At 70.4% G+C, this 23042-nt stretch carries 17 protein-coding genes; 6 read left to right on the top strand and 11 right to left on the bottom strand.

Annotated features, from left to right (window positions below):
• Positions 1-275: 275 nt before the first annotated feature.
• A complete protein-coding gene (locus tag ABD691_RS30285) occupies positions 276-827 on the top strand; it encodes an HNH endonuclease (RefSeq protein WP_344685587.1) in 552 nt (183 codons plus the stop codon).
• Here ABD691_RS30285 and ABD691_RS30280 read toward each other — a convergent pair.
• A complete protein-coding gene (locus ABD691_RS30280) occupies positions 824-1354 on the bottom strand; it encodes a right-handed parallel beta-helix repeat-containing protein (protein ID WP_344685585.1) in 531 nt (176 codons plus the stop codon). The two genes, ABD691_RS30285 and ABD691_RS30280, sit on opposite strands and share 4 nt — an antisense overlap.
• A 682-nt stretch (positions 1355-2036) precedes the next feature.
• Between ABD691_RS30280 and ctaJ the strand changes: the two genes are divergently transcribed.
• Both ctaJ and ABD691_RS30270 read left to right on the top strand, forming a co-directional pair.
• A complete protein-coding gene (gene ctaJ / locus ABD691_RS30275) occupies positions 2037-2282 on the top strand; it encodes an aa3-type cytochrome oxidase subunit CtaJ (protein WP_344685583.1) in 246 nt (81 codons plus the stop codon).
• Entirely contained in the window at positions 2269-2757 is a 489-nt protein-coding gene (locus ABD691_RS30270) for a DUF5130 family protein (RefSeq protein WP_344685580.1), read from the top strand. Before ctaJ ends, ABD691_RS30270 begins: the two co-directional genes overlap by 14 nt.
• 3 nt (positions 2758-2760) lie before the next feature.
• Here the strand turns inward: ABD691_RS30270 and ABD691_RS30265 are convergent, their stop codons facing one another.
• Both ABD691_RS30265 and pepN read right to left on the bottom strand, forming a co-directional pair.
• Positions 2761-3480, bottom strand: a complete 720-nt coding sequence (locus tag ABD691_RS30265; RefSeq protein ID WP_344685579.1) for a DNA-binding transcriptional response regulator — start codon at positions 3478-3480, stop codon at positions 2761-2763.
• 133 nt (positions 3481-3613) lie between these two features.
• A complete protein-coding gene (gene pepN / locus ABD691_RS30260) occupies positions 3614-6193 on the bottom strand; it encodes an aminopeptidase N (RefSeq protein WP_344685577.1) in 2580 nt (859 codons plus the stop codon).
• Positions 6194-6391: 198 nt separating this feature from the next.
• Here pepN and ABD691_RS30255 point away from each other — a divergent pair, with 198 nt between their 5' ends.
• From ABD691_RS30255 to ABD691_RS30245, 3 genes are all read left to right on the top strand, one after another.
• Positions 6392-7006: a mycothiol-dependent nitroreductase Rv2466c family protein gene (locus ABD691_RS30255; RefSeq protein WP_344685575.1), complete on the top strand. Its 615-nt coding sequence runs from the start codon at positions 6392-6394 to the stop codon at positions 7004-7006.
• A gap of 166 nt (positions 7007-7172) precedes the next feature.
• Positions 7173-8597 (top strand): aldehyde dehydrogenase family protein, encoded by a 1425-nt coding sequence (locus ABD691_RS30250; protein ID WP_344685573.1) that lies wholly within the window; start codon positions 7173-7175, stop codon positions 8595-8597.
• 95 nt (positions 8598-8692) lie between these two features.
• Positions 8693-9352 carry an endonuclease V gene (locus ABD691_RS30245; RefSeq protein WP_344685636.1) on the top strand — a complete coding sequence of 220 codons (660 nt, stop codon included), beginning with the start codon at positions 8693-8695 and terminating at the stop codon, positions 9350-9352.
• A gap of 1 nt (position 9353) precedes the next feature.
• Here ABD691_RS30245 and ABD691_RS30240 read toward each other — a convergent pair whose 3' ends face one another.
• The 8 genes from ABD691_RS30240 to ABD691_RS30205 all read right to left on the bottom strand — a co-directional run.
• Positions 9354-9785 carry a hypothetical protein gene (locus ABD691_RS30240; protein WP_344685571.1) on the bottom strand — a complete coding sequence of 144 codons (432 nt, stop codon included), beginning with the start codon at positions 9783-9785 and terminating at the stop codon, positions 9354-9356.
• Complete coding sequence (locus ABD691_RS30235) at positions 9785-10255, bottom strand: hypothetical protein (RefSeq protein WP_344685569.1); 471 nt, start codon at positions 10253-10255, stop codon at positions 9785-9787. Before ABD691_RS30235 ends, ABD691_RS30240 begins: the two co-directional genes overlap by 1 nt.
• Positions 10203-18617: a WXG100-like domain-containing protein gene (locus ABD691_RS30230; protein ID WP_344685567.1), complete on the bottom strand. Its 8415-nt coding sequence runs from the start codon at positions 18615-18617 to the stop codon at positions 10203-10205. Before ABD691_RS30230 ends, ABD691_RS30235 begins: the two co-directional genes overlap by 53 nt.
• Positions 18618-18638: 21 nt before the next feature.
• Entirely contained in the window at positions 18639-18956 is a 318-nt protein-coding gene (locus ABD691_RS30225; RefSeq protein WP_344685565.1) for a WXG100 family type VII secretion target, read from the bottom strand.
• Complete coding sequence (locus ABD691_RS30220; RefSeq protein WP_344685564.1) at positions 18953-19510, bottom strand: YbaB/EbfC family nucleoid-associated protein; 558 nt, start codon at positions 19508-19510, stop codon at positions 18953-18955. Before ABD691_RS30220 ends, ABD691_RS30225 begins: the two co-directional genes overlap by 4 nt.
• Positions 19511-19765: 255 nt before the next feature.
• Positions 19766-20188: a hypothetical protein gene (locus ABD691_RS30215; RefSeq protein ID WP_344685563.1), complete on the bottom strand. Its 423-nt coding sequence runs from the start codon at positions 20186-20188 to the stop codon at positions 19766-19768.
• 51 nt (positions 20189-20239) lie between these two features.
• A complete protein-coding gene (locus tag ABD691_RS30210; protein WP_344685562.1) occupies positions 20240-20668 on the bottom strand; it encodes a hypothetical protein in 429 nt (142 codons plus the stop codon).
• 16 nt (positions 20669-20684) lie between these two features.
• A partial coding sequence (locus tag ABD691_RS30205; RefSeq protein WP_486374898.1) for a DNA/RNA non-specific endonuclease occupies positions 20685-23042 on the bottom strand: 2358 nt, incomplete at its 5' end.

The raw sequence follows: 23042 nt of genomic DNA, 5'->3' as shown, positions 1-23042 counted from the left end.
TCATTCCGGTGTTCGACGCGCACGGCGATGATCGGATTCACCGACCGGACGCACTCCGTTCACCCAGGATTGCGCAACCGCTTCGCAACACGTGGCGAATCACACGTGCGTTCGGCCGGACAAATGTGTTCGACTATTGCCCGGTACCCGGTGGAGGTGGTCGCGTGCCCGACCGACAACCGACCCCACAATGGACTCCGAAAGGCGCAGTCACGGGGCTGGCGCCGTGGAGCCCGCTGTGCTCGGCGCAAGGCCGGGGGAGTGGACCGCCGCAGGTGGTCGCCGATCGGCCGCCCGGTCACCCGCCGGGCTGGCGCAAGCGGCGCGTGCTGCTGCTCAACACCACGTTCGAGCCGCTGACCGCGCTGCCGCTGCGCAGGGCCATCGTGCTGGTCGTCTGCGGCAAGGCCGAGGTCGTGCACGGGGACTCGGCCGGGATGGTGCTGCACTCGGCGACCAGCAGCGTCGAGGTGCCGTCGGTGATCCGGTTGAGCAACTTCGTGCGGGTGCCCTACCGAGGGCGGGTGCCGCTGACCAGGTCGGCGCTGATGCTGCGGGACAACCACCGCTGCGTCTACTGCGGCGCGCGGGCCGAGACGATCGACCACGTCGTGCCGAGGAGCCGGGGCGGCCCGCACTCGTGGGAGAACTGCGTGGCCAGCTGCACCAAGTGCAACCACCGCAAGGCGGACAAGACCCTGGCCGAGCTGGGCTGGCGGTTGCCGGTGGCCCCGCACGCCCCGCGCGGACGGCACTGGCGGCTGCTGGCCGGGCTGTCGGAGACCGACCCGCTGTGGCTGCCGTACCTGGGTGAGCCGGCCGCCTAGCGGACACCGGCGAACCGGCCGCTGCGCGAGCTGATCCGCACGCCCTGGCGGGCGCTGATCCGCACGCCGCGTTCCGCGCGGCTGATCCGCACGCCTTGCTGCCCGCTGATGCGGACCCCGCGCTGCTGACCGCTGATCCTGACGCCACTGGTGCCGCTGATGCGGACACCCTGTTTCCCGCTGATGCGGACGCCCTGCTGCCCGCTGATGCGGACTCCGCTGGTCCCGCTGATGCGGACGCCCTGCTGCCCGCTGATGCGGACTCCGCTGGTCCCGCTGATGCGGACGCCCTGCTGCCCGCTGATGCGGACTCCGCTGGTCCCGCTGATGCGCACGCCCTGCTGCCCGCTGATGCGGACCCCGCTGGTCCCGCTGATGCGCACGCCCTGCTGCCCGCTGATGCGGACCCCGCTGGTCCCGCTGATGCGCACGCCCTGCTGCCCGCTGATGCGGACCCCGCTGGTCCCGCTGATCCGCACGCCCTGCTGCCCGCTGATGCGGACCCCACTGGTCCCGCTGATCCGCACACCCTGTCGACCGCTGATGCGAACGCCGCTGCACCCACTGATCCGCACCCCGCTCGCCCCGCTGATCCGCACGCCACGGCCCTCGCCGCTGATCCGAACCCCGCGCTCCTGCCCGCTGATCCGAACGCCGCTCGCCCCGCTGATCCGGACACCCTGCCGACCGCTGATCCGAACCCCGCGGTCCCGGCCGCTGATCCGAACTCCCCGATCGTGATTGCTAATGCGCACACCGTGTTCAAGCAGTGGCTGATTAATCATCGGAAGAGTGAGGCCGTTGCTCTGAGTGGCGGTTTCGATGATCGACATTGTGTGCCTCCTGCATTCAAAATGAGCTTTGAACGGATATGATCAAATATGCAAGACCCATACAGGTGAAAAACTAGAAGCACAAAACGCCAAGAACAAGCCGCCAAGTTGCCGCCGGTTGCAACCTTCTGGTTGGACTCCATTCGGACGCGCGCGTTCGACCGAACGAGTTACTTTGTGTGACTCAGATCACACAGACCGTTTGGTTGCGCGAGATCGTCCGCAGACTTCGCCTGGCATATACCAGCAAGAACGCGGGAAGCGGACACCGCCGGTGTCGGAACCGGTTCGCGCGGTGACCGGGGGTCGGCGGGGGCGGCTGCGGAGCCGGTGGTCGTGGCCCACAACGCCGATGTCATCGGATACCGTAACCGCTGTGACTGTCGTGGAGACTCTGCTTGTCCTGGCGGTGATCCCAGCGGCCATCTACGGTCTGATCACGCTCATCGCGTTGTGGCCCAGGCTCAGCCGCCCCCGCTACAAGACCGGCCAGGAGTGGGACTTCGCTCCGGTGTTCTGGGTGGCCAACCCGGCCGGGGTGAGCACGACGCCGGTGGCCGACGTGGAGTCCGAGGACGGACCGGCCGGTACTGCCCGGGGAGGCGCACGTGGCAACTGGTGAGATCACCGGGACCTCCGAGAGCTCGGAGCTCGGTGCTGGTGAGGCGCTGATGGCCACCGGCAGGCTGTCGATCGCGCGCAAGGTCGAGCCGGAGCGCCCGAAGCTGCCGTTCAGCACCGGCCAGCTGTCCCGGCTGGACGAGGCACTGACCCTGTCCAGCCGGACCACCGGCCTGGAGTTCGCGATCTACCTCGGCGACCTGGGCGAGGACGCCCGCCGGTCGGCCGAGGAGGTCCACGCCAACCTCGGCGCGCGGGCGCCGGAGGGCGTGCTGATCGCGGTCTCCCCCGGCCAGCGCAAGTTCGAGATCGTGACCGGCGAGGAAGCCTTCCGGCGCATCCCGGACCGCAGCTGCCAGCTCGCGGCGATGAGCATGGTCGCCTCCTTCAAGGAGGGCGAGCTGATCGACGGTCTGATCAGCGCCCTGCGGATGCTCGCCGACACGGCGGGAACCCGGTTCACCCCGCAGCACTGACCGCTACAGCAGGCCGAAGCTCTGGAAGTGCTTGAACATCTCGTACGCCGACGAGGTGACGGCCACGGCTCCGGCCTGCTGGGCCTGCATCCCGTACTGCTGCTCCATGCGCTGCCCGCAGTAGATGATCACCGGGGTGTCCACGCCGATGTCGCGCAGTTCGTTGAGCAGCGACATCCCCGCGTCCGTGCGGTAGCGGCCGTCCTCGCTGCGGGACATGTCCGACACGATCAGCCGGTACGGGCGCTCGGCGATCTCGGCCAGCGCCGCACCGGTCGTCGACACCATCGACACCCGCACGCCGTTGTCCCGCAGCTGCCCGACGAGCAGCGCGTGCGACTCCGGCCTCTCGGCCACCCACAGCACCGCGAACGGCTCCGGCCCGACCGGGGCGTTGACCGGCGGTAGCGCGCTTTCCTCCAGCTCCGAGCCGAGCCGCTCCGGCGCCTCCTCCGCGGGCGCCTCCGGCACGGGCTCGCCGCGCTCCTTGGCGTCCAGCTCCCTGCTGAGCAGGCTCAGCTGGCGCTGGAGGTCCTGGATCATCTCGTTCTGCTGGTCGTTGAGCTCGTGCATGGTGAGCTTCTGCCCGCCGACCTCGAACTCCAGCTCCCGCTTCTCCGCGGTCTTGAGCACCCGCCCGATCCCGCGGCGGAACACGAAGATCGCCAGCAGCGTGATCAGCGGCCACAGGATCTGGGCGAGCGACGAGATCAACTCAGGCATCGCGGGCTCCACTGCGGACCAGGGCGTTGGACCAGGCCAGCTTACGTGCGGTGACGCCGCGGGCACCGAACGTGAGGAGACGTGTCCGTGAGCCTTCCGGGCACTGCACCCGAAAGGCTCACGGACGTCGTGGTCAGGAGCGGTCGAACTCCCGCGCGGCCAGCGCCCGCACGATCCCCGCCCGGCCCTCGGACACCAGCCGCCGCAGCGCGGGCGCGTGGTCGCCCTCCAGCCAGCGGTCGGCCGCCGCGACGGTCTCCTCCGTGACCGCCCACGACGGGAACAACCCGATCACCGTGGGCTGCGCCCGCTCGCTGGAGCGGCGGTGCCACACCTCGTCGATCTCGTCGAAGTAGCGCCCCACGTACGGGGCCAGCAGGTCGCGCTGGCCGGGGTGCTGGAACCCGGAGATGATCGCGTCGCTGACGGCGTTGGGCAGCTGGTCGTCGTGCACGGCGCGCTGCCACGCCTTCTCCTTGGACTCCGGCGTCGGGATCAGCGACCGCGCCCGCTCGGCCCGCCTGCGGCCGGTCGCGGTCCGGTCGCGCTCCAGCTCCGCGTCGATCTCGGCCTCGCCCGCAGCGCCGTGCGCGACCAGCGCCTGGAGCAGGCCCCACCGCAGGTCGGTGTCGACGGTCAGGCCCGGCAGCGGAGCGGAACCGTCCAGCCAGCCGCGCAGGACCGAGACCTGCTCGTCGCCGAGGACCGAGCTGGTCAGCGAGTTGACGAACGCGAGCTGGTGGTCCGAGCCCGGCTCGGCGGCCCGCGCCAGCTCCAGCAGCCGGGTGGCGAACCGCCGCCAGCCCTCGGGCTGCCAGGACGGGTCGGCGTAGGACGCGAGCGCGGTCTGGGTCTGCAGCAGCACCCGCTGCACCACGCCGATCTCGCTCTCCGCGCCGATGCCGGTGTCGGCGGAGCTGCCGAGCACCAGGCTGACGAAGTCGCGGGCCTTGAGCTCGGCCTCCCTGGTCATCTCCCAGGCGGTCGACCAGCACAGCGCCCGCGGCAGCGACTCGTCGAAGTCGCCGATCCGGTCGATCAGGGTGGCCAGCGACTCCGGGTCGAGCCGCATCGTGCAGTAGGTGAGGTCGTCGTCGTTGACCAGGACCAGCTTGCCGCGGTCGACGCCGACCAGGTCCGGCACCTCGGTGCGCTCACCGGTGACGTCCAGCTCCACCCGGTGGGTGCGCACCAGCTTGCCGGTCGCGGGGTCGTCGTCGTAGACGCCGATCGCCAGCCGGTGCGTGCGGTACTCGCCCGCACCGGGGCGCGCGGGGCTCTGCAGCACCGTGAACGCGGTGAAGCGGCCCTGGTCGTCGGTGCTGAACCTGGGCCGGATCATGTTCAGCCCGGTGGTCTGCAGCCACTGCGCGCTCCACCACGACAGGTCGCGGCCGGAGGCCTCCTCCAGCGCGGTCAGCAGGTCGTCGAGGGTCGCATTGCCCCAGGCGTGCCGGTCGAAGTAGACCTTGAGCCCGGCCAGGAAGTTGTCCAGCCCGACGTAGGCGACCAGCTGCTTGAGCACCGAGGCGCCCTTGGCGTAGGTGATGCCGTCGAAGTTGACCTCGACCGCCTGCAGGTCGGCGATGTCGGCGGCCACCGGGTGCGTGGAGGGCAGCTGGTCCTGCCGGTAGGCCCAGGACTTCTCGACGCTGGCGAAGGTGGTCCAGGCGTGGGTGTACTCGGTGGCGCCGACCTGGGCGAGCACGCTGGCCCAGGTCGCGAACGACTCGTTCAGCCACAGGTCGTCCCACCAGCGCATGGTCACCAGGTCGCCGAACCACATGTGCGCCATCTCGTGCAGCACGGTCTCGGCGCGGCGCTCGTAGAGGTAGCCGGTGACCTTCGAGCGGAAGACGTAGTCCTCCAGGAACGTCACGCAGCCCGCGTTCTCCATCGCGCCCGCGTTGAACTCCGGCACGAAGCACTGGTCGTACTTTCCGAACGGGTACGGCACGCCGAACGCCTTGTGGAAGAAGCCGAAGCCCTGCTTGGTCTCGGTGAACAGCCGTTCGGCGTCGAGGTGCTCGGCCAGCGACGCGCGGCAGTAGATGCCCAGCGGGATCTCGTCCTGGCCGTCCTCGCCGGGGAAGACGTCGCGCCACTCGGCGTAGGGCCCGGCCACCAGCGCGACCAGGTAGGTCGACATCGGCCTGGTGGTCTCGAAGACGTGCCGCCGCACCGCGCCCGCGTCCTCGGTGGCGGCCTGCGCGTTGGAGATCACCTTCCAGTCCGCGGGAGCGGTCACCGTCAGCTGGTAGGTGGCCTTCAGGTCGGGCTGGTCGAAGCAGGTGAACATCCGCTTCGCGTCGGCGGTCTCGAACTGGCTGTAGAGGTAGACGCCGCCGTCGACCGGGTCGATGAAGCGGTGCAGGCCCTCGCCGGTGTTGGTGTACTCGCAGTCGGCGCGCACGACGAGCTCGTTGTCGACGGCCAGGTCCGGCAGCCGGATGCCCTCGGACTCGTCGTAGCCGGACACGTCGAGCTCGGTGCCGTTGAGCACGGCGCTGTGCACCCGGCCCGCCACCAGGTCGATCCAGGTCTCGGCACCGGGCCGCGAGCTGCGGAACCGCACGGTGGTGGTGGAGCCGAAGGTCTCCACCTCCGGTCCACCCGCGCCGTCGGACAGATCCAGGTCGACCACGTAGGACTGGACCTCCAGCAGCGCCGCGCGCTGCTCGGCCTGCTCGCGGGTGAGGTTCGGCGGGGCCACGGATCACCTCGTTGCTCGTCGGGGAGCCGGCGCTGGAGGCGCACCGGCGGGGCTCAGGCATCAAATCACGTCCTGGCGACCGCGCGCCGCCCGGTGGTGGCCGGTGATCGGCGCGGCCGGGAAGAGACCGGACGCGGGTGTGGTTACTACGAATACCAACCCCTGGGCCGCTCCGGGGAAAGATCACGGAGGTTTCCGATGACCGCTGCCAGCCGCCCGAGCGTCGACTTCTACTTCGACCCCGCCTGCCCCTTCGCCTGGGTCTCGTCGCGCTGGATCCTGGAGGTGGAGAAGGTTCGCGACATCGACCTGCACTTCCGGGTGATGAGCCTGTCCGTGCTCAACGAGGGCAGGGACCTGCCCGCCGACTACCGCGAGCTGCTGGACCGGGCGTGGGGGCCGGTCCGCGTCGCGATCGCCGCGGCCAAGCACCACGGCGACGAGGTCCTGGCGCCGCTGTACACCGCGCTGGGAACCCGCATCCACAACGAGGGCAGCAAGGACTACGAGAAGGTGATCGCGGACTCGCTGGCCGAGGTGGGCCTGCCCGCGTCGCTGGCCGAGGCCGCCACCAGCACCGAGTACGACGAGGAGCTGCGGGCCAGCCACCACGCCGGGATGGACCCGGTGGGCGACGAGGTCGGCACGCCGACGATCCACGTCGACGGGGTGGCGTTCTTCGGCCCGGTGATCAGCCGCATCCCGCGCGGGGAGGACGCGGGCAAGATCTTCGACGGTGCCCTGCAGCTCGCGAGCTACCCGTACTTCTTCGAGCTGAAGCGGACCCGCACCGAGTCGCCCCAGTACGACTGAGGCCCGGTACGGCTGCGCCCCAGTACGACTGCGCTGCGGTACGGCTCAGCCGCGGTCAAATCCGGCGCAAGTTCGGCCACTGCCGGGGATCGGGGCGGTTTCCTCCGGGAACCTGCTGTGACAGGCTCGATGTGACGTCAGTCGTTGTCACAGTCATGGAGGAACGATGGCCGCGTCCAGCACCAGCACCGACCACGTCATCGGCGGTGCGCGCGTCGGCGGGTCCGGCGCGCGCATCGACGTGGTCAACCCGGCGACCGAGCAGGTCATCGGCTCGGTACCGGAGGGGACGCGGGCGGAGGCCGACGCCGCCGTGGCGGCGGCCCGCGCGGCGTTCGCGGGCTGGGCGGACACGCCGACCGCGGAGCGCTCGGCGGTGGTCCGGCGGATCTCGGAGGGCATCGCGGCCCGGCGGGACGAGATCGCGGCGACCGTGACCGCGGAGCTGGGCTCGCCGATCTCGTTCTCCACCAACGTGCACGCGGGCGTGCCGGTGGCGACCTCGGCGGGCATCGCGGACCTGCTCGACACCGGTTTCGCCTGGACCGAGGAGATCGGCAACTCGCTGGTCGTGCGGGAGCCGGTCGGCGTGGTCGCGGCGATCACGCCGTGGAACTACCCGCTGCACCAGATCGTCGCCAAGGTCGCACCGGCGCTGGCGGCCGGGTGCACGGTGGTCCTCAAACCCAGCGAGGTCGCTCCGCTCACGGCCGCGATCTTCGCGGAAATCGTCGCGGGCGCGGGAGTTCCGGACGGGGTGTTCAACCTCGTGCACGGCACCGGACCGGTCGTGGGCGAGGCGCTGGCGGCGCACCCGGACGTCGACATGGTCTCGTTCACCGGGTCGACCCGCGCGGGCCGCCGGGTGTCGGAGGTGGCGGCGGGAACGGTCAAGCGGGTCGCGCTGGAGCTGGGCGGCAAGTCGGCGAACGTGGTGCTCGACGACGCCGACCTCACCAAGGCGGTGAAGCTGGGCGTCGCGGGCTGCTTCCCCAACGCCGGGCAGAGCTGCAACGCCCTGTCCCGTCTGCTGGTCCCCGCGTCCCGCTACGACGAGGCGGTCGACCTGGCGGTCGCGGCGGCGGCGAAGTACACCGTCGGCGACCCCACGGCGGAGTCGACCCGGATCGGCCCGCTGGTCTCGGGCGTGCAGCGCGACCGGGTCCTGGGCTACATCCGGACCGGGATCGCCGAGGGCGCCCGCCTGGTCGCGGGCGGCCCGGACCGGCCGGAGGGGCTGGACACCGGGTACTACGTGCGGCCGACCGTTTTCGCCGACGTGAAGCCGGACATGACGATCGCCCGCGAGGAGATCTTCGGCCCGGTGCTGTCGATCCTGTCCTATGTGGACGAGGACGAGGCGGTCCGGATCGCCAATGACAGCGAGTACGGGCTGTCGGGCGCGGTCTTCGGCTCGGAGGAGCGGGCGCTCGCGGTGGCGCGGCGGCTCCGCACCGGCCAGGTGGCCGTCAACGGCGGGGCCTTCAACCCGCAGGCGCCGTTCGGCGGGTACAAGCAGTCCGGCAACGGGCGTGAGTTCGGCCGGTTCGGGCTGGAGGAGTTCCTGGAGATCAAGGCTATTCAGCGATAGCTGCCGGTGGACTCGTCGCGCGTCGCGGAACCTCAGGCGCTGCGGGACCTGAGAGCCGCGCTGCCGCGGTCGCCCCTGGCTACGATCGGGGTGTGATCGAGATCCGCGACCTGCACCCGTGGCCGTCGACGGAGGACGAGGCCGTGGCGATCCAGGCGCGGCTGGCGCCGCTGGTCCGCCTTGACGGCCTCCCGGAGCAGGTGCGCACGGCCGCGGGGCTCGACGTCGCCTACGCCGATGACGAGCTCGTCGCGGCCGTGACCGTCCTTGACGTCGAGTCACTGTCCGTTGTGGACTCCGCCGTGGTGCGCGGGATACCGGAATTCCCTTACGTCCCAGGGCTGTTCGCCTTCCGCGAAGCGCCGCCGCTGCTGTCGGCGCTCTCCGAGCTGTCCGTGACGCCGGACGTGCTGGTGTGCGACGGCCAGGGCCTGGCGCATCCGCGCCGGTTCGGCCTGGCCTGCCACCTGGGGCTGCTGACGGACCTGCCGAGCATCGGCGTCGGCAAGACCGCGATGGGCCGCTACGAGCCGCCGGGCGAGGAGCGCGGCGCGTGGACGCCGCTGCGGCTCGACGACGACGTCGTCGGGCGCGCGCTGCGCACGCAGCGCGGCATCAAGCCGGTGTTCGTCTCGGTGGGACACCGCTGCACGCTCGACGCGGCGTGCGACCTCGTGCTGCGGCTCGCACCGAAGTACCGGCTGCCCGAGACCACCCGGACCGCGGACCGGCTGGGGCGAGCCGCCGGCCGATGAGTCAGCCCTGGCCGCGCAGCCGGAGCCACTCGGGGACCTCGTCCCGCGGGTAGGTCTCCAGCTCCTCCCGGAAGAACTCGGCAGGCGGGGTGTGGTCCCAGTCGGGCTCGTCGGTCCAGTTGTACTCGACGCCGACCTTGGCGAAGTGCACCAGGTGGTAGCGCGCCGAGAACCAGGTGCCCTCGCCCTCCCGGTACATGCCGTGGCGCAGCCCGGCGAACGCGCCCAGCACCTCGTCGGGCGGTTGCCAGGGCTGCACCTGCCCCATCAGGTTGATCAGCTGCACCGGCATCTCCACGTAGCTGCCGACCGAGCGGAAGGTGATGAACAGCTGCTCCCAGTTCGCGGGCAGGGTGTGGATCAGCTGGGTGGTCACGCCTTCCAGCAGTTCGTCGATCTGCGCCGGGTTCAGCGGTACCCGCGGTGTTGGCATCAGTGCGGCTCCTTGCCGGCTTCGGCGATCCGGTCCAGCAACCACTCCGGCGTGGTGTGCCGGTCGCGGGGGAACATCTCCAGGTCCTCGACGTAGCAGGCCGGGTCGATCGGCGGGTTCCACCGCGGCTCGAAGTCGTAGTTGTAGTGGAAGTCGATCGTGGCCGGGGCGTTGATCGTGATCCGCGCGGAGAACCACGCGCCCCGCTCCGGCGTGTGCAGCAGCATCCGCAGCTTGGCCAGGATGACGTTGAGGTCATCGGGGGGCGCGACCTCGGGGGACGAACCGTCGTCCATCACGACCGTCAGCGACAGCTCCTGGACCGGCACCGTCATCTTGCTCAGCAGGTCGATGCGCCGCCAGCCCTGCTCGGGGGCCAGGTCCAGCATCCGGCCGCCGAGCTCCTGGAGCAGCTCGTCATGCGTCCCGCTTCCGGAAGTCGGCGGGCCAGAGGCTGACGTTGCGCTCATTGTTGTAGCTCCTGATGTGGGTGGTGACGTTGCCGTTGTCGTCCTCTTCGCGCCACCTGGCCATGTAGGTGTGCGGGTCGTGGCGATCCTCGTCACGGAGGGTGAAGATGTCTTCCCTCCCGTGCACGGTACCGCCGCCACCCTGGTCGCCCTGGGCCTGGGCCTGCGGGTCCGGGGCGCCGCCGTCCTGGGCGTCGGACATCTCGGTGTCCGCACCGGAGTCCGCCGCCTGGTCGGCGTCCTTCATCTCGACGTCGGTGCTGCCCGGAGGACTGCTGATGCCGGTGTTGGCCAGCCCGCTGGTCACCGCGTTCATCGCGGCCCGGTGCTCGTGGGCGGCGTCCTGCCTGCGCTCCCCGGCGTACCAGCTCTCGTCGGGGTCGAACCTGGCGTCGGCCTCCTCCTTGGCGCCGACGTTGCTGTTCTGCATCCGGTCCTGGGCCGACTGGCCGATCGCCTCGCCGTGACCACCGCGCGCGGTTCCGCTGTGGTGACCACCGTCGTCGATGTTCTTCTTCTCGGTCTTCCCGCTCTTGGTCTTCTCCTCTTCCTTGCCGCCGAGCGCGCCGACCTCGCTCTGCGCGGTGCCGTCCCGGCGGACGTTGGACGCGCCCTCCGGCCGGTACTCCGCGTTCGTGCTGATGGTGTTGCCGTGCTTGTCGGTGACGTGCACGGCACGGCCGTCGTCGACGCTCACGACCGCGTTGCGCGGCGGGTAGTTCAGGTCGGGGTTGAACGGGCGACCGGTGTGCAGGTGGGTGACCTTGCCGTTGGCGTCGGTCTGGTACGTGCTGATGGGATGGCCGTCGCCGTCGACCACGGTGATCCGCGTGTTCGGCGGGAGGTCCTTGCGGGTCACGAACGGGTCCTTCGCCGACACCGGCTTGCTGATCGCGTCGCGGTGCGCGGGGTCGAGCTTGTCGGTGTCGCCGGAGAAGCCCTTCGGCTCCTTCTTCGGCTTCTTCTTGTCGTCGGACTGGTCGCCGTCGGCCTTGCCCTTGCCCTTGTCGGGCTTGGCGTCCGCCCCGGCGCCGTCGCCGGGCTTGGCGCCGTCGCCCGGTTTGGTCCCATCGCCCGGCTGGGCGCCGTCGCTGGGTTTGCCACCGTCATCGGGCTTGCTCCCGTCGGCAGGCTTGGCCCCGTCACTCGGCTTGGTCCCATCGCCCGCCCCGGCGCCGTCGCCGGCCGTGGCGCCGTCGCCGGGCTTCGGCTTCGGCGGGGCGACCAGCTCGTGCGAGTACTCGAGCGTCCGCGCGGGCTGCGGCCAGTTGCCGTAAGGGTCCTTCTGCATGCCCGTGCCGTAGAACCCGTCGGCGGTGATGTCGACCCCGGCCTTGAACCCGGCCTGGATCTCGGCGTTGGTGCGCGCACGCTGACCGGAAGGCGCCTCCACGTGCGTGATGCGCCCCTTGTCGTCGGTGTAGAAGGTCCCGCGGTACTGGCCGAACTCGTCGTGCACCACGTTCTTGGAGCTGGGCTTGAGCTTCGTGCCGCCCTTGGGCGCGGTCGGCTCGCCCTTGTTGTCCGTGTAGAGCCGGTTGAACGCCTTGTTCTGCTTGATGTCCTTGTGCGGAACGGTCTCCTGGGTGGCAGGCGGTTCGAAGTGCCTCGACGGCTCGGGAACACCCTGGTCACCGACGCGGAACTCCTGGAACTGCGGACCCTGGTTGATCCGGAAGTTCGCGTCCGGGATCTTGTCCGCCAGCTCCGGGTTGTTCGGGGTGTTGTCGGTGTCGACCCATTTGACCTTGCCGTTGGCGTCGGTCTGGAAGCTGCCGCGGTCGGCGCCGCTGGAGTCCGTCACGTGGTACCGCGTGTTCGGTTCCAGGTCGGTGCGCCGGCTGAACGGCTCGTCCGGCCTGGGCGCCAGCTTGTCGCCCTGGCCGACGCTGACCGACTTGCCCGGCGTGGGCGGCGAGGTGATCTTCGCCGGGTGCGAGACCGTCATCTTGCCGTGCACGGTCTTGACGCCGGCCTGCTTCACCATGGCCGGCTTGCCGTTGGCGTCGGTCCGGTGCGAGTCGTAGCGGTTGCCGACCTGGACCCGGTAGGCGGCACCCGGGACCGGCGACGCGATCTCCGGGTTGTTGTGGTGCCGGTTGTTGGGCGCGACGGCGTCGACGTGCGTGACCTTGCCGTTGGCGTCGGTGTACACGCGACTGCGGATGCTGCCGTCCTCCCCGCGCACGTTGTACCTGGTGTTGGGGTCGAGCGTCTGACCGCCGGAGGTGAACGAGGAACTGGTTCCCTGGACGGTCTGCTCGCCGCCGTGGTCGGGTGCCTTCCACGGCGGACGCAGCTGGAGCTGGGGGTCGAGCTCGCTGCTGAGCGGGTTCTTGATCTCGCCGCTGTTGCGCATCTCCCACGGGGCGGGCGCTTGCGGCTGGGCGTTCTGCTGCGGCGCGTTCGGATCCTGCTGCTGGCTCGCACCCGACTGCTGGGTGCCGGGCTGCGGAGTGCCTTGCTGCGGAGTGCCCGGCTGCTGGGTGCCGGGAGTGCCCGGCTGAGCCGTGCTCTGCTGCGGCGCGTTCGGCCCCGGCCGCTGGCCGTCCCCGCCCTGGCCGGGACGGCTGTCGTCGCCGATCCGCAGCCGGGGCCGCTTGTCGCTTTCGCCGGTGGCCGGCGAGTCCTCGGCACGCCGCTTCTTCGAGTCGTCCCCGCGGGCCTCGGCGTCCCCGGTGTTCTGCCCGGAGCCGTCCTTCGGCGGGTGGAATCCGCTGTCGCTGGCCCGCGAAGTGCTGCCGTCGGGGTGGAAGGTGTCCCAGCCGCCGTTCGGCGGCCAGCCCGGCCTGCCGTCCGGTCCCATGGAGCTGGCGAACACCTGGCCGTTGCTGTCGGTCCAGGCGAGGCCGCGCGGGGCGGTGACCGGGACGCCGAGCTCGTTCGCCAGGTCGCGGGCCAGACCGCTGGTGCCGGAGTCGCAGGCGATCAGCCGGACCGGCTTGCTGCCGTCCCAGTTCGGATCGCGCCGCATCATGTCGGCGAACTCCTTGGCGGTGAAGGTGTTCTCGCCGATGCGGACGCGGCCGTCGGGCAGCGCGTGGACGTCGACGCTGTGGTGCACGCCGTCGTCGGGCGTGCGGCGCGCGAGGTCCTGCATGCCCGGGTCGGTGTGGTACGACGACCCGCCGGGTGTCTGGTCCCGGGTGCCTTCGGCCGCGTCGATCTGCTCCTGCCGCTCCTGAGGAACCACGTCGCCGTGGTCTTCACCGCGAGCGGCCTCGGTCTTCGGCTGATCAGTGCTGGTGTCCGCGACCTCCCGCCGCGGGTCGGATTCACCGCGGTCGAGGTGGTTCTCGCGGTGGAGCGAGGGGCGCTTGTCACCGTCGACCTGGACCGCCGGGACGCCGAGCCGTTGCGCCACACCGGGAATCGCCTTGTCCGAACCGAATCCGGGGTGCGTGTGGGTGTGGGACGCGCCGACGAGGGCGACGTACTTGCCAGGCTGACCCGCGCGGTCGGCCTTGATCGTGCTGTCGGCGAGCACGTTCATGCGGGAGGCGCGGTGCTTCTGCGCGGGCGTCGGCCCGGGGCCGGAATGTCCTTCGACAGGAAGGTTCTTGGGCGTCCGGGCCGCGGTGTCGTCGACCCCGACGACGCGGATCCCGTTGGCGCGGGCGTCTTCGAGCAGCCGCCCCAGGCCCTGTGAATTCAGGTTGTGGGAGCGGTCGTAAGTCTCGGTGAAGCTCTGCAGCTCCGTGGGCATCTTGCCGTCGGAGAGGTAGTTGTCCACAAGCGACTGGTGGTCGCTGGTGCGGAGCGCTTCGAGGTAGATGGTGTCGACGCCGGCCTGCTTGAGCTGGCCCATGTTGTCGTGCAGGTAGTCCCAGGCGTGCGTGTCGCCGTGGGACTCGCTGACGATGAAACCGTCGTTGTCCTTGAGCAGCGCGTCGACGGGGGACTTCGAGTTGCCGAGCTCGTGGTCCAGCCTGTTGAGCTCGGCGTCGGAGAACTTGCTGTCGTAGGCGTTGTACAGCTCGGCGTTGTTGGTCCGGGCCGCCTCGGCGTCCAGCTTGCCGACAGCGGTGTCCAGGTGGCTGTTGTACTCGCTGGTCGCGAACCGCTCGTGGAACTTGTCGGACGGCTGGGCGCCGAGATCCTTCTGGTCGAGGTAGGAGATGTCCTTCAGCGCGTTCTTGATCTCGTACGGCCTGCCGGTGTCCGGGTTGACCTTGCTGCCGTAGAGGTCGGACAGCTCCTGGTAGCTGTGGTCGATCTCGATCCTGCTGGGCCGGCCCGTGCGCTCGACCCAGCGGACCTTCGGGTCGTTGAGCTCGTCGACCGCGCCCTTGAGCCGCTTGCGGACCGCGTCGGGGTCCTGGCCAGCCTTCTCCGCCAGCTTCTTCGTCTCGCCGATGTCGATGGAGTACGCCTTGGCCGGGCGCTGGTCGGAGCCGGGGTCGCTGTCCTTGGACAGGACCGGCCCGCGCGGCGAGGCGTCGACCGGCGGGGCGGTCGAGCTGCTGGGGGTGACTTCCTCGGGTGCGTTGCGGTTCAGCGCGGCGAGCTGCCGGTCCCGCTCGGCCTGGAGCCGGGCCTGCTCCCGGGGGTCGGTCGTGTCGTTGATCGACTCGCCGGCCATCCGGTTGATGTAGTCGGCCTGCTTCTGCGTGATGGAGCTGTCGAACGAGAGGTTCTGGTCACCCGCCCGGTACATCTCGAAGAAGCCGTTGTTCTTGCTCTCGGTCAGCGGGGCCTGGAAGTCCGCGGCGGCCTCGAACGAGACGTCGGTGGTGCCGTCCTTGAGCACGACGGTGGAGTAGTGGGTGCCCCAGCCGAACTGGCCGCGCGCGTCGCCGAAGGACTTGAAGTGGTTCTGGCCGATCGGCGGCTGTCCGTCGTGGACGGTGTTGAGCTGGTCGGCGGTGAGCCCGTTGATCCGCTGCGCGGCGTTCTTGCAGTCGTTGGGCATGGTGATCGACAGCTGGTCGACCGACAGCTCGTCCCGGATCCGGGCGTCGTAGTCGTTGGCCATCTTGCCGAACAGCGCCTGGTAGTCGCCCCAGGACGGTTTCCCGCCCCCGGGCGGGTTGAGGACGTTGACCGCCTCCGGGGTGCCCATCCACTCGGGACCGAGCTTGTTGGTGATCTCGGAGACGATCCGGTTGTGGTGCGCCGCGCCGACCACCGAGGCGGGGTCGGGCCGGGACGTCAGCGAGAACTTCGACTTGGCGTCCTCGGCGTCCTTCCAGGTGTTGTACGTCTGGTGCTGGAGGTCGACGATCTCGATCAGCGAGTTGTTCAGGGAGTCGCGGTACGCGTCGAGCTTCTGCTGCCGCTGCCCGGGGGTGTCGCCCTCGACCGGGTTGAACCGGGCTTCCTCGGGGGTGACCTTGTCGGCCCGGAACACCGGACGCACCTCGTGCAGGTTCGACCCGGGGTGCAGCGGCGGGCCGGCCTCCAGCGTGATCCGGGCGTCGGGCGATTGCCGGAGCGCCTGCGCGGCGGAGTCGATGGTGGCCTGGTCGGCGTACGCCTTCTTGCCGCCACCGCCCTCCAGCGCGAGGTGACCGTTGTCCGACACGCGCAGCGTGCTTACGTCGGTACCGAGCTCCTGCGCGACCTTGTCGGCGAAGTCGCTGGTGTTCTGGTCGGCGTCGCGGGACATCAGGGTGACGGGCTTGTCGCCGAAGCCGGGGTCGGACCGGAGGGCGTCGGCGAACTCCTTGGGGGTCAGCGTCTGGTCGCCGACCCGGATGGTGTTGCCGTCCGGCGAGCCGGAGACGAAGGCGCCGTACTGGTCGTCGCCGAGGCGGATGTTCTGCGCGGCGCGGGTGTGGTCGCTGCCGCCGTCGCAGTGGAAGACCCGGCCGCCGTCGAACTGCTCGCTGTTGCGGGCGACGTTGTCAGGGGTGCTTTCTGGGGTTCTCGTGCTTGCTGTGTTTTCGGGGTCTGTGTTTTCCGGGCCTGCTGTGTTTTTCGGGCCGTCTGCGCCGGGGTTCGGGGTGTCCTGAGTGGACGGTCCGCCCCTGGGACGGGCCGAGCTGTCGGGCTGCTGGGTGTCCGGCGTGCGTTGCTGCGGGGTGCTTAGCTGCTGGGTTTCCGGCGTGCGCTGTTGCGGGGCGTGCTGCTGCGGGCTGTCTGGCGTCCGCTGCTGCGGCATCTGCTGCTGAGCGCCGGGTGCGTGCTGCTGTGGTGGCGTGTGCTGCGGTGCCGGGCCGCGCGGCACGGCACCATCGGGCCGTCCGCTGGCGCTGTCGGGCCGCCCGCTGGCGTTGTCTGGCCGCCCGCCGGACCGGTCCGTCCGCGATCCGCCTTCCGACCGACCACTTTCCGGCCGCCCGGCTTCAGGCCGCGCGCCCTCCGGACGTCCGCCTTCCGGACCGCGCGAGCGCGACCCGGAGTCCGGGCTACCGCCCACAGGCCCAGCGGCTGCCCCAGGAGACCCCGCGGTTCCGGTCCAACCAGCACCGCTGCCCGGACGGCTACTGCCGCCTCCGGGCGAGGCGCCGCCCGGAGCCGCGCCGCCGGGAGCACCGCCCGCGGCGGGCGGAGCACCCATGGCTCCGCCTGCCGGGGTGTTGTTGCCCGCAGGACTGCTGCTTCCTGCCGGTCCACTGTTGCCCGCAGGCCCGTGGTTGGTAGGGGTGGCCGCTCCTGCACCGGCAGCAGCGGGCGGGGGAGCTGCGGCACCCGCGTCCGGACGAGCCGGTGCGTCCACACCGGACGCAGTCGTGCTCGCCGGGGTGCTGGGACTCCGGGTGGCGTCGCCGCCCCCGTGTGAAACCCCCGCTCCGCCGGTAGAACCACCACCGCCGGCGGACCCACCATGCGGCGCGCCACTGGAACCATTGGAGCCATCGGAACCGCTGGAGCCACTGGCGCCGCTGGAGCCATCGGAACCGCCGGAATGCGATCCCTGCCCCGCAGCACTGCCGACTGAAGCACTGCCGTCCGAAGCACTGCCGCCGGACGACCCGCTGTCGTTCGTACCCGACTGGCCCGTGTGTCCGGAGCCGCTCTCGCCGGAGGTCGATCCGCCGGCCCCCGAGTCGCCACCGCTGGGTGCGCTGTACGAGGCCGCCCCGCCGCCGGAGGGAGAATCGCCGCCGGCGGACGGGCTGCTGCCGGTCGGTGAACCGCCGCCAGAACCACCGTCCGACGACGAACCTCCACCAGACCCGCCATCCGACGAGCCGCTACCGGAGCTTCCGCCGGAGGGCGAGCCGCTGTCGGACGAGCCAGAGCCGCCGGTTGCCCCGGCCCCGCCGGCACCGCCGTCGGTCGCCCCAGCGCCACCAGACCCGCCATCCGACGACCCGGCCCCGCCGGAACCGCCGTCACCGGAACCCGATCCGCCGCTGCCCGAAGAACCCGAACCACCCGCGTCGACATCCGGCACGTTGATCTTGTCTGCGATGTGTCCGGCGCCGGCGCCGATGCCGCCCATTCCGGCGCCGGTGACGCCGCCGGACATGGCGCCGGTGCCGACGTCGCCCCAGTCGACTTTGCCTTCGGTGATCAGCTGTTCGGCGACGCTGCCGACCGCGCCTTCGGCCGCTCCGGTGACGCCTTCCTTGACGGCCTCCTTGCCGATGTTCTTCGCGACGCTCTCGCTCGCGTTGCCCGCCGCGTCACCCGCCGCCCGGCCGGCGTTGCCAGCGGCTTCGCCTGCCGCGTCCCCGGCCGCCCGGCCCGCGTTGCCCGCGGCTCCGCCCGCGGCATCGCCGACCGCGTCGCCGCCCATGCGGCCGACCGACTTGCCGACGCCCTCGAAGACGCCTCCGACCGTGCCGCCGATGGCGCCGCTGATCGCGGCCTCGCCGAACTTGCCGCCGTCGAAGCCCTTGCGCTCGCCGGAGGCGATCTGGATGCCCTGCACCGCGAACTCGATGGCGAGCGAAGTCGCCATCTCGATGGCCACGTTCTTGGCGATGCTCATCACGAGCTGCTTGAAGATCTGCCAGACAACAGCGCGGGTGATGCCCTGCGCGATCGGGATCCCCGCGGTCGACGTGCCGAACGAGAAGAAGGCGGCTGCGATCATGGCTGCGATCTGGATCGCGAGCGCGATCAGCGAGGCGATGATCGTGAGCTTGGTGTGCTCGACTTCCAGCGCGCTGTTGTCGCAGCTCTCCGCGAGCTTGTCGCAGGCTTCCTTGAGCTTCGGAAGTGCCGCTTCGCCGCCCTCGCCGATGTCCTTCCACAGCTTGGCGAAGGCGTCGGCGGTCTGGCCCTCCATCGCGCCCTTGGCGTGCTCGGCACCACCGTTGCCGACGGCCGTCACCTCGTCGAGCCCGCTGGCGGCCTCCCGCCACGCGTCGGCGAGCCGACGCAGCGCGTCCTCGTCACCTTCGGGCCAGGACTGGCCGACGACGATGGGGAACAACCACTTGACGTCGTCGGGCATTTCGATCGACACGCGAGTTCAGCTCCCCAGCCGTTATTTCGGGACGTTGGCGATGTTCTCGGCGGACTCCGAGTCACGCCGTTCGACGTCGTCGGCGGTCTGCTTCAGGTTGGCCTGGATGTCGCCGAGCGCCTTGGCGATCTTCTTGATGCCTTCTTCGACGTCCTTGGCCGATTTCTCGTAGCCCTTGGCGAATTCCTGGCCGGCTTCGTCGTTGCCCCAGCACTTGCCTTCGGCGTCGAGCGCACCTTTGAGCTTCTGGTGGACGGATTCGCAGTCCTGACCGGCGTTGCCGATCTTGGTGCCACCGGCCCGGATTTCCCCGGGCTCCATCCGCATCGGCTTGCTCACCAGGGACGCCTCCCGTCCGCGTAGGCGTCGTCGAAGTCGTCATCGAGGTCGTCGTCCGGATCGGCCCGCCTGGACGGCGGCTCCTCACCGGTGCGCGCGGCCCGCTCGGCCTCGGGGTCGGGCGGCGTGAACAGGGGAGTGTTGTTGAAGAAGTCCTGGAGCATCGGTGCGCCGTCGACGATGCTCGGCAGATCCGGCGTCTCGGCCAGCCCGGCGAAGTCGGCTTGAAGCGACTGCTGCGCGGTACCGGTGGCCTCGCGGATCAGGCTCGTGATGGTGGTCGCGAGCCGGTCCGGCGTGCCGCGCTCGAACGCCTTCGGCGAGAGTTCGAGCTTCTGCAGCGTTCCCGAGGCGTCGACGATGACGGTGACCAGCCCGTCCTCGGAAGTGATCTCGTGGGTCCGCTGCGCCGCTTCCGCCTGCTTCTCCTGGATTTCGGCGGTGCGCCTGCGCAAATCCGACAACATGCTGTCGATCTGCCCGCGCAGAGCGGCATTGCGGTTCTCCAGCTCCTGCCGCCTGGCGGCCGGATCCGATTCGTCGCGTGCGGACACTGCTAGCACCCCATCCTGCTCGATCTCCGTACACCATCCCCCAAGCACGCTGGGTAACTCTCGGCGAACCCGCAGTGAACGCGCGCTTGGCGGGGGATTGGTAGTACTTATCTCAGGATGACCCGTGGGTGCCCGGGCGTATTCCACGGGGTCGGTTCATGGGGCCGTTCGGTCGCGATTGTTGGGCCGAACAGGGCAGTTCCGGTTCGGCGAATATCTGTTCTGACCGTTATGCCGGGAAGGCGCGGGCGGCCGTCACAAACGGGCGCTGAGCCAGGAGGGGATGTTCTCGTCGCTGCGCGGGAACATCTCAAGCTCCTGCGCGAAGCTCTCGTCCGGAGCGCTCCACGGCGGTTCGTGGTCCCGGTTGTAGAGGATCTCGTAGTTGTCCGGCGGCCGGAGCCGGAAGAGCGCCGAGAACCAGGTCCCGAGTTCCTCCCTGGCCATGCCGACGCGCAGCTTCCAGAAAATGGCGTCGACCTCGGCGGGCGGCTCCCAGGTGACGGCATTGCCGTTGCTGTCGTGGACACCGACGCCGAGTTCGACGTGCCTGCCCACCGACATGAACTCGATCGCGATGACCTGCCAGTCCTCGGGCGCGGAGGAAAGCACGGTGGAAGCCAGGGAATCGAGCAGGTCCTTCTGCTCTTCGGGCCCGAGATCGCTCGGCTGGGTCATCGGAAGCTCCTGTGCGGGTGTGCGAGGTGGCCGGGCGGGAGGCAGTTCACTCTACTCACGTGATCCTCGGTCGTTCCGGTAGCCTTCCTCGAACTCCGCCGCCTCGACCAGGCGCTGGCGCAGCCATTCGGGAAGGTGCTGCGGATCGCGGGGGAACTCCTCGACATCCATGCTGAACACGGTCGGGGCGACCGGTGGCGACCACTGTGGATCATCGGTGAAGTTGAAGCGGAAATCCGCCGCGCGGCCACGCCTCAGCGTGACGTGCACGGACAACCAGGTTCCCTGTCCGGGCTCGTACATCCTGGCGCGCAGTGTCCGCATGAGCGCCACCACGCCGTCGGGCAGCGGCATGAGCAACGCGCCGCCGTTGGCGGTGGTGCCACTCATGTCGGCCTGGCAGATGCTGCTGCTCCCGCGGAAGTCGAGATGGATCTCCGCCCAGTCCGCCGGTGCGTCCTCCCGCAGCAGCCGTTCCACCTCGCGCAGGAGTTCGTCAGGTGCGCTTGCGCTTGCGGCTGGATCCATCGTTGTCATCCGATCCGCGCTTTCCGGGTTGCGCGTCATTGTAGTCGTCCCACTTGCCGTAGTTGAACTTCGGAACGTTCGGGAACACGGCCTGCTTCACCCTCGAAACGCCCTTTTCGTCGGTCTCGATCCACCGGTAGGTGACCTCGCGCGGAATGCCGTCCGGGCCGCGCGGCGCGATCACCTCGATCCGGTCGACGCTGCACCCCGGCTTGCCCGCGTAGTCGGACAGATACGCCTCGAGGTTGCGCCAGGACGCTTCGTTGGTCATGCCCTCCTTGTCGTGCCCGCTGTTGGAAGCGGCCATCTGCGGGAACATGTTGATGAACTCGCCCGGCCCGCCTGCTTCGTGCGCGGCCATGTGGCCGCCGGCCCAGTGGTACTTCCGGTACACCGGCTGGCCGTCATCGTCGAACACCGGGCGGCCCTGCTCGTCGAGGACCTGCTGGTCCTGCTCGCGGTACACGGCGCGGCCCTGGTCGCCGGCCTTGTCCTGCGACCATTCGTCGCGGTAGTACCGGTTGTCGTCCTGGTTGCCGTTCGCGTCCTTGAAAGCAGACGGTGTGTCCTTGTAGTGGGGTGTGCCCGACATGCGTTCGGTCTCGCCCCGGTCGTTGGTGTTGAACGTCCAGTTGTCGTCCACCCGGTACTGCGCGTTGCCCGCCGGCTTCCGGAGTTCGGGGTTCGGTCGCACGTAGTCGGAAGCCGTGGTGTCGACCTCCGCCCACTTGATCTTTCCGGTGCTGTCGGTGAAGAAGCTGCCCCGGCCCTTGACGTCGTACCGGGTGTTCGGCTTGAGCAAGCCCTTGTCGGACAGACTGCTCAGCGGGGTGTTCTTGCCGAGGTTGCGCAGCTGCCGCGGCTTGTTCGAGCTGTCCGGGATGTCGACCGGGCTCTTGCCGTCCTTGTGGTCGGCGGCGCGGACGAAGTCCGAGTCCGGGGGCCGCGTCCACTGGGCGGCCGGAGCGGGCAGGCCGGTGTCGCTTCCGCCGTACCGGGACGGAGTGGCGTTGGGATCGATGGTCTGGATGAGGACCCGCGGAGGTGGGGGGTCGAAAGGCGGACCGGTGCGGTCGCCCCGAGCCTCGGCGTCCTCCGGCCGGTCGCCCACGTCCTCGCCGTCCTTCGACGGGTGGAAGCCGTCGTTGCCGGCGGGTTCGGTGGTGCCGTCGGGGTGGTGGGTGTCCCAGCCGCCGTCCGGGGGCCAGGTCGGGCCGCCGTCGGCGGCGCGGGAGCTGGAGAAGACGTTGCCGTTGCTGTCGGACCAGGCCAGGCCGCGCGGGGCGGTGACGGGGACGCCGAGTTCGTTGGCGAGGTCCCGGGCCAGGCCGCTGTTGCCGGCGTCGCATGAGAGCAGGCGGATGGGTTTGGTGCCGTCCCAGTTCGGGTCGCGGCGCATCATGTCGGCGAATTCCTTCGGGGTGAAGGTCTGGTCGCCGATGCGGACGCGGCCGTCGGGCAAGGCGTGGACGTCGACGGTGTGGTGGATGCCGTCGTCCGGGACCCTGCTCGCCAGGTCCCGCATGTTCGGGTCGTCGTGGTACGACGAGCCCGCGTCGGTCCTGTCGCGGGTCGCTTCGGCCTGCTCGATCTGATGCTGGCGTTCCGGGGTGCCGGGGTCCGCGTCCGTCTTGTCGTGCGGGGTGGCGGGGTCGCGGTCCTTCGGGGCGTCGGTTTCGGGGCGGTGGTCGGGGGTGTCTTTGGGCTTGGTGGCGTCCGGTTGGTTCGCGTCGGGCTTCGTGGACGGGTCCGTGGTGGCCGTGTCGGGTTTGGACGCCGAGTCGGGGGTCGTGGCGTCCGGGCGCGGTCCGTCCGGGTGGGAGGTGTCGGGGCGCGAGGTGTCCGGACGGGAGGCGTCGGGACGGGATGTGTCGGGGCGGGAGTTGTCCGGGCGCGAGGCGTCGGGACGGGATGTGTCCGGATGGGAGGCGTCCGGCCGCGAGGCGTCGGGACGGGAGGTGTCGGAGCGGGAGCTGTCTGGGCGCGAGGCGTCGGGGCGGGAGGCATCCGGCCGCGAGGCGTCGGGACGAGATGCGTCGGGACGGGAGCTGTCCGGGCGCGAGGCATCCGGACGGGAACCGTCTGGGCGGGAGCCGTCAGGACGCGGGCCGTCGGGGCGTGCGGCATCGGGCCGGGAGCTGTCCGGCCGGGAACCGTCGGGCCGGGAACTGTCCGGCCGGGAACCGTCGGGCCGAGGCCCCTCCGGCCGGGAACCCACGCCCTCCGGGCGCGGCCCCGGCCCGCCCGGACGCTGTCCGGCCGGACCCTCCGGGCGTGCGCCCGGACCCTGGGCGCCCTCCGGGCGCGGGGACGCGCCCGGCCCCTG

The sequence above is a fragment of the Saccharopolyspora taberi genome (genome assembly GCF_039534165.1).
Classification (GTDB): domain Bacteria; phylum Actinomycetota; class Actinomycetes; order Mycobacteriales; family Pseudonocardiaceae; genus Saccharopolyspora_D; species Saccharopolyspora_D taberi.
The sequence above is the reverse complement of the archived record's forward strand: the minus strand, read 5'-3'. Positions and strand labels throughout refer to the sequence as shown.

What these genes read in the sequence shown, in the direction of transcription:
- ABD691_RS30265 (WP_344685579.1), bottom strand. Translation starts at nt 3,480, where the DNA reads ATGCCTGAGTTGATCTCGTCGCTCGCCCAGATCCTGTGGCCGCTGATC.
- ABD691_RS30255 (WP_344685575.1), top strand. Translation starts at nt 6,392, where the DNA reads ATGACCGCTGCCAGCCGCCCGAGCGTCGACTTCTACTTCGACCCCGCC.
- ABD691_RS30250 (WP_344685573.1), top strand. Translation starts at nt 7,173, where the DNA reads ATGGCCGCGTCCAGCACCAGCACCGACCACGTCATCGGCGGTGCGCGC.
- ABD691_RS30240 (WP_344685571.1), bottom strand. Translation starts at nt 9,785, where the DNA reads ATGCCAACACCGCGGGTACCGCTGAACCCGGCGCAGATCGACGAACTG.
- ABD691_RS30235 (WP_344685569.1), bottom strand. Translation starts at nt 10,255, where the DNA reads ATGAGCGCAACGTCAGCCTCTGGCCCGCCGACTTCCGGAAGCGGGACG.
- ABD691_RS30215 (WP_344685563.1), bottom strand. Translation starts at nt 20,188, where the DNA reads ATGACCCAGCCGAGCGATCTCGGGCCCGAAGAGCAGAAGGACCTGCTC.